We start from the raw sequence: 13016 nt of genomic DNA on the forward strand, positions 1-13016 counted from the left end.
GTCAGTCGTCTGCAAAACAATGCCCCCTTCCAACAAATTATGGACATCTCTAACAGACAACTACTCACCGAAAGATGCACAAATGTAATTGTCGTTGACGCTCAAGTGTAATTGTCGCTGAACAGGGAAAACGCTTGTGGACCACAAGCTGGACTTACCATTCACGCTCCGTATTTTTGAAGACTTGTTCAGAAATTTTGAAAGCGAAGGTTACTTCCAAGAGGCTTTTGGCTATGAGTGCGTGAATAGCGGTATGATACGAGGCAAACTAGGCTTAGACATCGAAGCGCAAGTGGTCCTAAAACTCCGTAAAACAAACCTCTGGCCTATAATTCCAAATTGTCGAAACTATTCAGAGGATGATCTCTTTGACGTAATAGAATTCCTTTGTGATTGCGTTTCAAAGCCTGTTGATGGATGGTTTGACGACTACAATGATTGCGGTTACCATGCTACTAAATTCGATAGTGACGCGGGTCGCCTCGAATTCCGTTCTCGAGTCAATCCTTTGATTCGAGACTACGGCAGTGGCTTTGAATTGTCTGAAGACGGAGAGATTCTTGCGCTCCCAGACAAAGGGCTTGAAACATTGATGGATTCACAATTCACATCGCACGACCCAGAAAACATCGATACAAGGGTGGCCGCAGCGACTCGTAAATTCAGACGACGCCATTCATCAGCAAGTGAGCGGAAGGACGCCGTAAGGTATCTGGCAGATGTCCTAGAGTACATGAGAGCAAGCGTTCAGACTGTACTGACCAAGGAAGACGAAAAAGCCTTATTTCACATAGCTAATCAGTTTGGGATCAGACATCACAACCAGAACCAGCGCACTGATTATGACCAGGAAATTTGGTTGAATTGGATGTTTTATTTTTATTTATCGACGATTCATGTGGCTGTCGCATTGTTGAAAAAATCTGAGGAACAGTCATCGGCAAGTCAAGATTTGCCTTTCTAGTATTGGTAACGGGCATATCAGCAATTTTACGTCACGATTGTTCTTGTAATTGACCGTAAACTTCAACTGCATAGTAGGCCCCCCTATCCCTAAGATGACCCCCCAGGGGGTCGGATTGGCAGGTTGGAGTTAGACGTCTGTCTCGTCCCGCACGATGGTCGTATTAGGATTTCTATCTGGCCAAGATTTAAACAGACAAATGGGGACCGCTGCTCTCTTCGTAAAAAGGAAGTAGATGGCGTTCTTCATCACGTATCCAAGAAACACCTTTTCCGTTGCTGTGACGAGTTTTCGTTCCCTTGGAATCACCGTAGAATCAGGCAAGGTGAGAGGACTCCATCATCCGGGGCGGTTGTGGAATTAGTTGACGTGCGACGCAACCGAGCCTATTGTATCAAGAGGTGGTGGCGAATATTGACTTAATCATCGGTAATCAAGGGCTCATAAGCAAAGTAAGTGAACGAAGATAGCGATATGTGTTTCAAGTATGAAGAGTTTATCTGTGATCTCGGGATCGAATGCCCCCCACCAGATTACGGGCGGAAAGAGCGTGTTTGCTTTAGGTTTGTGTTTGAATGCAGTGACACCAGACATTACAGCAACTTCTTGCCCGGACCCTTACAGCCGCCTAAACGAGGTCTGTTACCTAGGACGCCAGAAGACCCAAAAGACCTTTGTATGAGCTATGCCCTGTCTTTCTTTATTAGTATGGACAGTGCCCGAAGAAAGATCAATAGCCTTCTAAAGCACTTCAAAAAAGCAGACATAATGTTAGGAACACATATCGCACAAGGTATACTGGATCAGAATGATGGGGTAATGTCGGAGCCGAATCGTCAGGGCCATTTTAGTTTACATGAATTCAGAAATGCAAGGTTGGATTCCAAGTTTGTAATCATACATCAGATGTGAGGACGTGATGACTATGGAAAAAATTAGGAAAACAAAGACCACAGTCATGTTTGATCATAAATTCATTGCCAACCTAGCTACTTTTGACGGACCACTAGAGTCTCTTTTTCGCGATGCAGAAGGAAGGCTGTACTTGTATTGCTGGTTTGATGCAGATTCACAATATAACAGATGGATAGTCGTGCGCATTGAGAAGCCTGATCTAAAGCGATATCTTTTTGGTGAAATAAGTTTAATGAATATTTTGACCAAGCCGCGAGATGGGATCTTGTATCTGATCGATATCGACAATCGGATGATTTACGATGATGTCTATTCTGTAAAACCAAAGGATTTACCCCCTGCGTGTATTCCCGATACTGACTCGTTCTATAGTTTTGAGGAGTTTGGTTATGACGACCTTGCTAAGAGATTACAATTACTTGAAAAGATATGGAATGATCCAGTAGAATATAAAGATGTGCTAAACTATATGCTTCGCAAGGTCCTAGAAAATTTGCTACACAATAAATTCTGCATAAACAAATCTCTTCGACCTGTGTTCAATTTGTTTCCCCTGACTACTTGGCCTGAATTCAAAGGTTCCACCATGATCGATTTTCAGAATGCCAAGATTACCTCGAATTTAAATGTGGTGGGCAGCGAGACGGGATATTATAACGATTGTATTGGTCTGTCTGGTTGGGGGGAGAAACCAGAATTACTATACCATTACCTATATGGAAGTTTAACGGCACAGTACACTTTGCGGTCTCGGCCGTTTCATAAAGCTAAGGAGCGAATGTCGGTTTCCAAGAAACAAGATCAGGAGCGCTTCGTGACGGCTTAGGTTAATTACTCTTCATGAGGTCAGCAAGGAGTAAAACGATGACTAGTCTACCCACAAAAGAGGATCTCCATAACGCAATCTCCGTTTTTGAAAGAATCGGAGAAGCCAATCAAACTGAACACTCCTCTGATAAAGAGGGCGATAGGATTTACGATAAATCCTATCTAAAGATGCTCAAGTCTGCATTTACATCCTTTGGCACTACACACAAATTTAAGCTAGGACAGATCGTAAAGTGGAAGGTGAACATGAGGAATAAAAGAATTCCGCATATGAGCCAGCCAGCCATCGTGGTTGAAATTTTCAAAGAACCTATATTAGATGAAAATGCAATGGTTGGTAGTACGTATTATCGAGAACCTCTGGATATTGTGCTCGGTATATTTGCCAACGATGGAAACTTTGTCACATTTTATTATGATAGTCGGAGGTTTGAGCCGTACTCTTAATGCAGAATCTAAGTTCAATTACCCTCTATCCGTCTCCGGGGGATTAACAGAAATGGAAATGAAATAACATCTAAAGGCATCATCTATCCAAAACGAGGACGTTCATAGCGGATGGGGACAGGTTATGCTTCGCAACGCAATCGGGGACATCGATCGATCATGGTGGGTTGAATTGTTTGATGATGCTTATAAGATTCAGTAAAATCGGTTAAAGAGTCGCACGTCTTCGATTAGTAAGCAAAACTCAGAGTGTGTTTATGCAGTGAATCTTCCATTCGTTTTGATGATTTACTGAATTTTAGATAATGCTCTCAGATAATCATGATTTTTCCAGAGGGTAAGATTTTCTGAGTTTCATCCATCCGCACGATATTTCCGTCACAGCGACAACATACAGGCTTATCCTGGTGGTCTGGGGGAATCGCGGATAGACCTGGCAAAATCATTTCTCCGTGACCAAAATTTTTGTTCCCATTTTGTTCCCGTTTTTTGGGTCCAATAAGGATCAATAGGGACTGAGAGGGATTGATAGGGCTTGAAATCATAGGGATTCTCGGGCAAATCGTTTGTTAATGAGGGCGGGTAGTCGCCCTGTCACGCCGGAGGTCGCGGGTTCGAGTCCCGTCGCTCCCGCCACAATCCCCATAGGTTAGAAGTAACAACCCCTCTCTCAAATTTCGGTTTTTTAAAAAAGTTAACAGGCAGGGTATCTGAAGATCTATTTTGGGGCCTTCGAAGTAACTAGAATTTGCGCTAACCCCTGATCGTAAGTGAATTTGTCAATCGCAGCGACAAGTTGTCGATCCGCTTGAAAAAATACCGATAAAGGGATTCAGATTGCTGGATCCAACTCGGCCCCGGCGAGGGTCCTATGACAAGAGATGGATGATTCAGAATAATCTTTTGGGGGAAAAAGAGAGTTAAATGAGACCCCTTAATGTGTGCTTTAGGTGGGCCCTGCGCCAAGAAGCGGTCGAGGGATGATCCAGAATTAATCTTTAATGTGAGCGCCATCATTTTCAGATTTTATTGATATTTATTTGGATCATTATCGAACTTTATATTAAAATCAACTCTCCAAAAAACTTGAGACCTATTTATAAACGCCAATGGCAATTCAAAAAACAAAAATCATCGCTCCGTATAGCGAAGCCGACCCAACTAATGGTGGTCGTGATCACCGGAATATTCAGTTTAAGGAAACGGGTGTTTCCTGTCCTACCGATGACAAAACTGCAAAAAATGACATGCTCGACAAGATTCTTGTAAAATACCGGTCAGCGTGGAAGAAATTAGCCAAGTTATAAAGTATCTTGAGCTTTCCGACCTCATCGAGATTCATCGGCGGCATTTAAGTTCAGAAGTCACTAAATCTCTCAGTAACTATCCAATATCAATCCTTGGGCGCATAGGGCTCGGAATGCTCTCTGTGTCGATTCCAATTTTCAGTATATATTTTAGCTAGTTCCGGTGATTGAAGAATCAACAAATTCTCGGCAGTTTTGGATTCTGCGGTTTCAGTAAAATTGAATGATCCGGTAATCACTATCTTTCCATCAATGATCATTATTTTGTTGTGGGCTATGGCATGAACGCTATCAATAAACGTTGGAATATTGCTATTTGCTAAGAAAGTTGCAGAGCTGTAGTCATGAGTTTTCTGGCTTTTATCCAAAATGACTTCGACGTCTACACCCCTTTTGTGAGCTTCCAAGAGAGCCTTTGCTATTGGAGTAGAGGTAAACGAATAAGCCTGTACCAATATTTTAGATTTAGCCTCATCAATCTGTTTGACAATCGCGTCCGTGCAACCCCCATTTGGAGAGAAATACACTTGAACAGGAGGAACAGAGCCTATAGACGGAGCGTTATGGCGTCCCAGTCCATAGGCTGCCATAGCCAAAACTGCCACAGCAACAAATATCGATAGAGGTTTCTTCCAGTTCATAATATCTCAGCCTCGAATCTCATTTGTACTGGTCGTTATAAATATAATCAAGAAATTTCCACATCATTCCATACATTCCCTATTCCTTGACCTTAGCCCCATTCACCCGCTAACATCATTCATCACTCTCTCGAAAGGTTTCCCATGAGATATGTAATAGCTTTTTCGTCACCGGCAGGCTCCACCAGAAAAATAGGGTTGGCAATAAAGGAAGCACTGGAAGAGCTGGGCAGGGATTTCATCCTTACAGATTTGGGCAGGGAGCGAAATAGCCTCACCACAATAGAGAATTTCACAGGTGGCGATCCGTTTTGCCTTTTCATCGGGACTCCCGTTTTAAGGGACCTGGCGGCAGCTCCGGTAATGTCGTTGATCGGGAGCCTCAACTCTGCGCCTCAGTCTTTTGCCGTTCCTTATTGCACGTGGGGTGGGGCGGCCAGTGGTATTGCGCTATACCAGATGGCGCAGGCTCTGCTGGACAAAGGGTTCCTGATACCGGCGGCGGCAAGGGTAATATCGTCGCATTCGATTATGCGCAATGTCGATAATCCGCTCGGCGATGGGCACCCCAACGAGGAGGATGTAGAGGCGGTCAAGGGCATGGCAAGGCGTGTGGTGGAGGCGATAGACTCGGGAGATTGCCGAAGCCTCGATCTGCAGGCCCTGGACTATCCGAAGCCGGAACTGGCCGCCGAAATGAAGAAGAAACTCAGCGCCCCTATGCCTGTCACACCGAAAACGCTGGATAAGGAACTCTGTTCCCTATGCGGTGTCTGCGCTAGCGAATGCCCGGCAGGAGCGATAGCGCTTGATCCAGAGCCGAGGTTCGGTGGTTCATGTTTCGATTGCCTCAACTGTTTTCGTCTGTGCCCGGAGAAGGCTATCAACTTGCCGGTAAGCCTTGAGAAAATGATCGCGATGATAAGGAATCGCTCAAAAACCTTTAATGAAACCCCCAGGACGGTGGTTCTATATCCCGAATGAAACGAATAGCGACGGGATCGCTTGTGGCGTCTCCCGGATGTTTCGTAGGAATAAAGCCACAAATGAAAATACTCTAACCCTGGATGCGCCCAGTTACCGTGAAAAATCGGCGCCTGACCTTGCCCTGTCATGCCGAACTCGACCCGAGGGGCCATCATTCCTGGATTCCCGTTCTCACAGGAATGACAGTCCATAAAAGGGCCTATAAATAGTTTTGTGTAAAATGGAATGTTTGTTTTCAAGAGTTTGTTAATCAAAGCTTATGGACGCAGCAAAGTGATTAAATAGTGTCAGTTTTCGGGTGAGCGGAGCGAACGGAACCCGGCAGGGTCAGAAAACACGACATTATGTAAGAGGCCCATAAAGATCCCAACAGTTAGCTGGGACGCTACGATAAACCCGAATAAATCCACACCGGGAAACAGGATGGCTGGACCGCCTGAGATGGACGAGGAATGGACCAGAAGGCTTCTGCGGGCGCGCCCGGCGCCCGGCTAGGAACATGCGATACAAGATATCATCGGATTGCATGGGCCGTGACGGAGTATTAGCAAGAGGCGTGATTAAGTCTGCAACCCATGGATCGACGCCGCAAGCAGGGTAGGGCATAGAGAGAGGCGTCTGGCGGCACGACGCTTGCCCTGGCCGAAACATGCGGAACCGAAACGGGAATTTAAAAAGAGAAACTGCATGTTGCGGGCTAGGGAGATGAAAGCGGCGTGATTGGGAAGTATATGGGCCTCAAGATTTCCCTATGCTCCGAGTCATCAAGAATGTCGTAAATTCGTTGATCCGTAAAATCACTTGCCAAAACTTTTGGAGGCGCCACTTTTCTCTAAACTAGGGAAGGGATGATTTAGGGCTCTGTAATCGCCCCGGTCATGGCGTAATCGAGCATCGAATCTGAGAGATCAGATTATCCGATCCCCCCTCTGGTTTATTTTGGTTATCCGACCGGAACCATTTCGGAACAACTGATTCCAGGTCAGTGGGTCACTCTACACGCACGCGGTGGACTTCTTTCCCCTCTACGTTCCTGCAAATGAAAGGCCAATCATTAATGGATATTTATCTTTGAATCTTTTGGCCATGTGACAAAAATTCGACACCTTTATCTGAAAGCCTGTATTTTGCTTACTGCTTTGAGGTTTGTCAGGGATAGTCATTTCAATAAAGCCGGCTTCTATGAGAGAGTTTAAGACTTGGCGCCTAATTTCATGACCTCTTGGACGATATTTTTCCCAGGCTCCCTCTGATCCGCGGGCAAAACCGCCGGTCGGAAAGTCACGTAAATGGACCCGGCCTGTTCCCTCTATAGTTGAGAAAACTATCTGGATGTAGGGGGCCTAGTGAAGAAGATGTACAAATATAACACTCTAGTAAACAGAACGCTGCAATGGCAGATGCGGTGAATGTCTCTATGGCGCAAGATAACGACTACAACCTGATAAAACTGACGCTGCTACTTTTTGTCAGACAGTTTCATTTTGCTTGTTTCAATCAGATGCCGTTTATTTTAAGAGAGATTGAACTCTTTTCTGACACAAAATCGCAGCGCCCAATTCGGAATGAACTTTAGAAAAGCGCCATATTACCCACCTTTGATTCCAGATGTGATGAATTCCTGCTTCTTGGGAAGTTTGTCTATGACGGCCTTCGGCAAGTTGAAGTTCGTCTCCAAAACATATGCCGGATGAGCGGCAAGAACTGTGCTGAGGCTTATTTCCTGATATTCTCCACTGTTAAATACGAGGATGAGTTCTGCAGGGCCGTCACCAACGTTTTCCAGAGCATGGCCGTAACCCATAGGCGCAAAACCGATGTCACCGGCGCCCAGTTCGACAACTTTAGCCCGGCCGTTGGACGCGAACACAGTGAGCCTCATCTTGCCCGAAAGGATGTATTGCCATTCATCAGCGTTCGGATGCCAGTGGAGTTCACGAAGAGCGCCACGTTTGAGATGGAGCAATGATCCTGTCATGGTCGTGGAAATGGGAAACTCTTTGGCCGAAGCCATACGAACCTCGCCATCGGGGTATCGCCTCCACGGTTTTTGGGATCGAAGCGAATACTTGTGAGTCAGAGGTGGAGACAGAACCGTTCCCGGTCCTGAGATCGGATTCACCGGGAGGGATGGTGGCGGCGGGCCCTGTGCGATGTAAACCTCTTTTTTGGGAAGATTTATCAAATCCGAAGCAGGAACGTTGAGACTCTTGGCCACAATTTCCTTCGGAGTCTGGGCGAGCCAGTCCGAGAAGCTGAATGTTGCGAATTCAGAGAAATAGCCGTTGTCAAAGACGAGCAGAAACTTCGCTTCGCCCGGCCCCAAGCCAAGCCCTTGAATTGAGTGCGCATGGCCACGTGGAAAGTACCAGATGTCTCCGGGGGCAAAGTCTGCTATTTCTATGGTTCCTTGAGGATCGACGATTGTTACCCGAACGTTGCCCTCGATTATATAGGCCCATTCAGCGGCGTTGGCGTGCCAATGGAGTTCGCGAAGACCACCGGGTTTTAGTGTCATGAGTACGGCCGCAATATTTTGTGACACTGGAAATTGGACTGCTGTCGCCTCTCGCGCAACACCCCCAGGCAAGATTCGTGCAGGTTGTTGAGCCAAAGGGAAACGGAACTCTGGAAGGCTTGCAGCGTTCCTATCGCTGGTTCCTACGCCCTGAGCCGGAATCGTTTCGCCGGGGGAAGACTCCACAGGTCCCCCCAAATGAGAGAGACCAGCTTCACTGCCGGGAATGTCTTCTCCCCCTTTTTTATTGCTTTTTGTTGTGTTAATTGACTTTTTCATGACCCACCTCCGAAATACAATTTCACATGAAATTGCGAGCCAGATCCGATGCCCATGGATCACCTTCCGGCTTGCTCAAAAATATTTTCCACCTGTATGCCAAGATGCCAATTCGCATATTTGGATTCTTCGGTTGCTTAGCCAAAATGTTAGTCTATGGGCCCAATGTACTGTTTCAGACATTTTCAGAGAAAAAAGTTGTTGGTAAGACTTGGCGCCTTAAAACCGTCACTTAAATGGATCTTGTCAATTCCGGAAGGCTGTGACAAATTCCTCTTGGCCCTCGGCGTTCCCATTCCCACGTTCTTTTCCCAAACCGGATATCGCAGGAACGCCGACTCTTTCTAACGTATTCCTCTGCAATTTCAAACTATTGACTCGTTGATGGCAAAACTATAGTATGCTTGGAATAGTCTCTCTAAAACACGTGGATCCCCAAACCGCATGCTCGGCATGGCTGAAAAATTCCTCAATTTTTGGAGGCGCCATTTAGGGATATTAGGCGGGACATCGAACCTTAAAGGCGCATCTCTACGGATAAAACTCCATGCCATGTCGAAAGGAAGCGTGATCAGTGATCAATATCGGGCGAGTCTTTCGGGAAAAGGCGTTGCTGGTACTTATGTTATTCCTGGCGCTTTTGCTTTTGGACCCACTGATCCCCGCCTCTCTAACAAATTTGCCTTTCGCAACAATCGGAGTGGCTGGGGCTTGGCTCCTCAGCGAGAAGAAGAGCCTTTCGCGGAAAGTAATATTTTTTTCGACGGTGGCGGTCTTAGTCCTTGTGGCCTGTGCAAGACTTCTGCCGGCCGCCGCAGACCAAGCCGCACGAGTACCCATAGGTCTCCTGTTCTTGATCTTTATCCTAATCCTGTATACTTACTGTGCGGTTCAGATTCTCTCAGTTTTGTTAAAGGCCAAGGAGGTGACGCATGACCTGATCATCTCAGCAGGGAACCTTTATATAATCTTGGGGATGTTTTGGGCCCACATATACACTGTACTCGACTGGTTTCATCCTGAGGCGTTTTCCTTAAATGTTCAGCAGAGAGACTCGGCGTCGCATTTCGTCTATTTCAGTTTCGTCACTTTGGCGTCGCTGGGGTACGGAGATATCACGCCGAAGACGGAATTCGCCCAGAGACTGGCCATTATTGAAGTAATTATGGGACAGTTCTACGTAGCAGTGGTGGTAGCCTACCTCGTAAGCGTTTTTATCGGCCGAAAGATTCAAAAGGTCGATGAGAAATCCAACTACCGAGATGAGCCGCACGATTGAGGTTTGTTGAAGGAGGCAGGTAGCCTGTATCAGTAAGGCGTTCATGTGCGCCCCAATTCTTGGATAGTTTGATAACGAGATTCATCTTTGAACATTGATAATCTCGCGATAGGAAGACGGAATGATTGATTATCCAACGATCATTTTCGCAGCGTTGCTCATCTTTTGTTACGGTCTGATCTCGCGTGTGTCCGAGAAATCCCCAATTTCTGGGCCGATGGTCTTTGTGGCAATTGGAATATTGGCCGGTCCCCTTGCTTTTGATTTGTTCGAAGTCAACCTCAACGCCACCATTGTGAAGTTGATTGCCGAGATCACTCTCGTGATAGTCTTGTTCGTGGATGCCTCAACGGTCAATCTGCACACGTTGCGGGCCAATCGAGGACTACCGCTCCGTCTGCTCGGCATCGGACTCCCACTAACGATGGTTCTGGGTTTTGTTGCCGCAGCCTGGTTGATCAATGTGCAGAGCCTATGGGTTGCAGCGCTCGTGGCGCTCATTCTTTCTCCCACCGACGCTGCCCTCGGGCAGGCAGTGGTGGCCAGTAAGCGCCTTCCAGAGCATATCCGTCAGGCCATCAACGTAGAAAGCGGACTCAATGACGGGATAGCTTTGCCCCCAATTCTTATGTGCCTGGCAGTTCTCTCCGGAGGGGAGAACACGGGGTCTCACCCAGATTCATGGCTCGTCTTCATGGTGCGTCAGCTCACGGTTGGACCCCTCGCTGGAATCATGATCGGTTGGTTGGGAGGACGTCTAGTGGACAAGGCGTCGCGTAAAAATTGGATGCAGCCAACATTCCAGCGCCTTGTTGCAGGATCTATGGCGGTACTTGCGTATGCGTTAGCCGAAGCGTTTCACGGAAATGGTTTCATTGCCGCCTATTGCGCTGGGCTTTTTCTCGGCACACAGACAAACGCTGTTCGTGAGCGAATTCAAGAGTTCGGAGAGGCAGAGGGTCAGCAGATGTCCCTTTTCGTGTTCCTGATATTGGGTCTTGCTATGGTTCCGGCAATGGTCAATTATTGGGATATTGAAGCCCTCTGCTACGCTATCTTGAGTCTCACCGTGATCCGCATGATACCGGTCGTCTTATGTCTTCAAGGGGCAGGCCTTGACGGCCCCGGAATGTGGTTCATCGCCTGGTTTGGGCCCCGAGGCATCGCTTCCGTGCTGTATGCGCTCATGGCGGTGATCAAGCTGGGTGTCACGGGTTATGAGCGAGGGTTTGCCGTCATCACGTTAACCATTCTCCTGAGCGTCTTCTTGCACGGCCTATCCGCTGTGCCTCTTACAGCGTGTTACTCTCGATACCTGGACAAACAAAGATTTCTCCATAATGATAGTGCGAGCGATTGAGCGCACTGTTTTTAAGACCAGTAGCAGGGCCTTTGGAGCGATAACCCTTAGGGGATTGAGGTTCCTCTCGCTATAGTGGTGACAACCTATAATGAGTTCAGATTGAAGGCTTCTCGTTTGTTGTGATTGCCGTCTGATTAATAGAGATTCGGCTAGTCTACTATTGGCTCCCCTCGACACCAAGTTGTGTTGCTTTCTGAGGAAGCGTCGGCTGTGATGAAATGACTGTTCCGAGCGAAACGGAGAAGGATTCCGCCAGAGTTTAGACCGTCGGGGGATAAATCGCTGGGGCTCATAGAACCAATGCGATCGAGCAGCCTCCGAAGATTCCATTTCTCGGCTAAAATCCGGTAGGGCAACGTCAATGCGAAGTGTAGAGTTCTTTTTTTCTCAATTTTTGTCCATCTCGGACTGAAACATTGTAGTTTCACTGCTCAAAGATAATCAGGACCGCTGAGAGCGACAGTATAGACAGGAGGGTGGACAGCAGGATAGAAGACGTGGCCAATTCCACGTCGCTGTTTAATTGCGATGAAAGTATGTAATTTTGTGGAGAAGTCGGTAAAGCAAAGTATACCATTGCAACTTTCAAGGCTGAATAGGATACGTTGAAAGTTTTTAAGCATATGTAGCCAATTACCGGGAGCACGATCAATTTGAATAGAGCTGCCGCAAGCGCTTTTCCGAGATAATTCCTAGACCCTGAAAGAGTCAGTGTCCCGCCAATCGAAATCAGAGCGAGGGGTAATGTTACCAGGGACATTAATGCGAAAGTATTCTCAACAAAAACAGGGAAAGGGATGGCTAAGCGTGAATAAAGAATTCCCGAAAGGCAGGCCAGAATAAGCGGGTTGGAAATCATGGCCTTTCCTATCAGCATCGTTCTCGAGTTTTTCGGGCAGGTTTGGTTGGAATACCAGATCATACTCGAGACCGCCAGAACGTTTATGAAGGGAATAACAAATCCTATAAGGACGCCAAACGTCCTTACGCCATCTGCGCCCAGCGCCGAAAACGTCAGAGCCATCCCTATGTAGGAACTGAATCGATAGCAACTCTGAGAAAAAGAACCTACCTGATAATCAGGGATGTTAAATAGCCGTGAAAAAAGTAGACTTATCAAGAAAACCGTGAACACGGCGCATAAGACCGCCAGAATTAGACTTGCTTCGATACCTGTGTCCGGAGAGGGTTTCCCGGTCTTCCAGAACAGGAGACAAGGAAAGAGGATGTAGTAAATCAATCGGTCGGATGCGTTGATGAAAGAATCATCAATCCATCCGAATTGTTTCAGCAATATTCCAAGGGTTATGACCACAAATATGGGCAGCAGACAATTGAGAATCAAGAGCACGAATTGCTCCTATACCCCATTCGAGAATTAGGGTCTTCGAGAGTTAAGGAACTCGACGTGTTCCACCGTGAGATGTTTTTGCGCATGCTCATTAGCTTCTGGGGTGATATCGTCGCTCAAATGATCAACAACGGTCG

Annotated in this window: 10 protein-coding genes; 7 read left to right on the forward strand and 3 right to left on the reverse strand. The window is 46.8% G+C overall.

Annotated elements, in window-relative coordinates; genetic code table 11:
* The first annotated feature begins 136 nt into the window (after positions 1 to 136).
* The 4 genes from WC647_18175 (at position 137) to WC647_18190 (ending at position 4461) form a co-directional block, all read left to right on the forward strand.
* Positions 137 to 964: a hypothetical protein gene (locus tag WC647_18175; protein MFA6224231.1), complete on the forward strand. Its 828-nt coding sequence runs from the start codon at positions 137 to 139 to the stop codon at positions 962 to 964.
* Between the two features lie 925 nt (positions 965 to 1889).
* Entirely contained in the window at positions 1890 to 2705 is an 816-nt protein-coding gene (locus WC647_18180) for a hypothetical protein (protein MFA6224232.1), read from the forward strand.
* A 38-nt stretch (positions 2706 to 2743) separates the two neighbouring features.
* Positions 2744 to 3154, forward strand: coding sequence for a hypothetical protein (locus WC647_18185; GenBank protein MFA6224233.1), 411 nt, complete (start codon positions 2744 to 2746; stop codon positions 3152 to 3154).
* A 1109-nt stretch (positions 3155 to 4263) separates the two neighbouring features.
* Positions 4264 to 4461: a hypothetical protein gene (locus WC647_18190; GenBank protein ID MFA6224234.1), complete on the forward strand. Its 198-nt coding sequence runs from the start codon at positions 4264 to 4266 to the stop codon at positions 4459 to 4461.
* An 86-nt stretch (positions 4462 to 4547) separates the two neighbouring features.
* On the opposite strand, the gene WC647_18195 is transcribed toward WC647_18190, so the two are convergent.
* Positions 4548 to 5102 carry a phospholipase D family protein gene (locus WC647_18195; protein MFA6224235.1) on the reverse strand — a complete coding sequence of 185 codons (555 nt, stop codon included), beginning with the start codon at positions 5100 to 5102 and terminating at the stop codon, positions 4548 to 4550.
* A gap of 144 nt (positions 5103 to 5246) precedes the next feature.
* Here WC647_18195 and WC647_18200 point away from each other — a divergent pair, with 144 nt between their 5' ends.
* Positions 5247 to 6086, forward strand: a complete 840-nt coding sequence (locus WC647_18200; GenBank protein MFA6224236.1) for a 4Fe-4S binding protein — start codon at positions 5247 to 5249, stop codon at positions 6084 to 6086.
* Positions 6087 to 7677: 1591 nt separating this feature from the next.
* Here the strand turns inward: WC647_18200 and WC647_18205 are convergent.
* The gene (locus WC647_18205) at positions 7678 to 8886 is read right to left on the reverse strand and encodes a cupin domain-containing protein (protein ID MFA6224237.1); all 1209 of its coding nucleotides are present in this window, start codon (positions 8884 to 8886) and stop codon (positions 7678 to 7680) included.
* Positions 8887 to 9460: 574 nt separating this feature from the next.
* Between WC647_18205 and WC647_18210 the strand changes: the two genes are divergently transcribed.
* Both WC647_18210 and WC647_18215 read left to right on the forward strand, forming a co-directional pair.
* Positions 9461 to 10165, forward strand: a complete 705-nt coding sequence (locus WC647_18210) for an ion channel (protein MFA6224238.1) — start codon at positions 9461 to 9463, stop codon at positions 10163 to 10165.
* 121 nt (positions 10166 to 10286) lie between these two features.
* Positions 10287 to 11525: a sodium:proton antiporter gene (locus WC647_18215; GenBank protein MFA6224239.1), complete on the forward strand. Its 1239-nt coding sequence runs from the start codon at positions 10287 to 10289 to the stop codon at positions 11523 to 11525.
* A gap of 427 nt (positions 11526 to 11952) precedes the next feature.
* Here WC647_18215 and WC647_18220 read toward each other — a convergent pair whose 3' ends face one another.
* Entirely contained in the window at positions 11953 to 12879 is a 927-nt protein-coding gene (locus tag WC647_18220) for an AEC family transporter (protein ID MFA6224240.1), read from the reverse strand.
* Between the last annotated feature and the right edge of the window lie 137 nt (positions 12880 to 13016).

The organism is Desulfomonilaceae bacterium (genome assembly GCA_041662605.1).
In the GTDB taxonomy this organism is placed as follows: domain Bacteria; phylum Desulfobacterota; class Desulfomonilia; order Desulfomonilales; family Desulfomonilaceae; genus CAJBEZ01.

What these genes read in the sequence shown, in the direction of transcription:
- WC647_18180 (MFA6224232.1), top strand. Translation starts at nt 1,890, where the DNA reads ATGGAAAAAATTAGGAAAACAAAGACCACAGTCATGTTTGATCATAAA.
- WC647_18185 (MFA6224233.1), top strand. Translation starts at nt 2,744, where the DNA reads ATGACTAGTCTACCCACAAAAGAGGATCTCCATAACGCAATCTCCGTT.
- WC647_18190 (MFA6224234.1), top strand. Translation starts at nt 4,264, where the DNA reads ATGGCAATTCAAAAAACAAAAATCATCGCTCCGTATAGCGAAGCCGAC.
- WC647_18195 (MFA6224235.1), bottom strand. Translation starts at nt 5,102, where the DNA reads ATGAACTGGAAGAAACCTCTATCGATATTTGTTGCTGTGGCAGTTTTG.
- WC647_18200 (MFA6224236.1), top strand. Translation starts at nt 5,247, where the DNA reads ATGAGATATGTAATAGCTTTTTCGTCACCGGCAGGCTCCACCAGAAAA.
- WC647_18205 (MFA6224237.1), bottom strand. Translation starts at nt 8,886, where the DNA reads ATGAAAAAGTCAATTAACACAACAAAAAGCAATAAAAAAGGGGGAGAA.
- WC647_18215 (MFA6224239.1), top strand. Translation starts at nt 10,287, where the DNA reads ATGATTGATTATCCAACGATCATTTTCGCAGCGTTGCTCATCTTTTGT.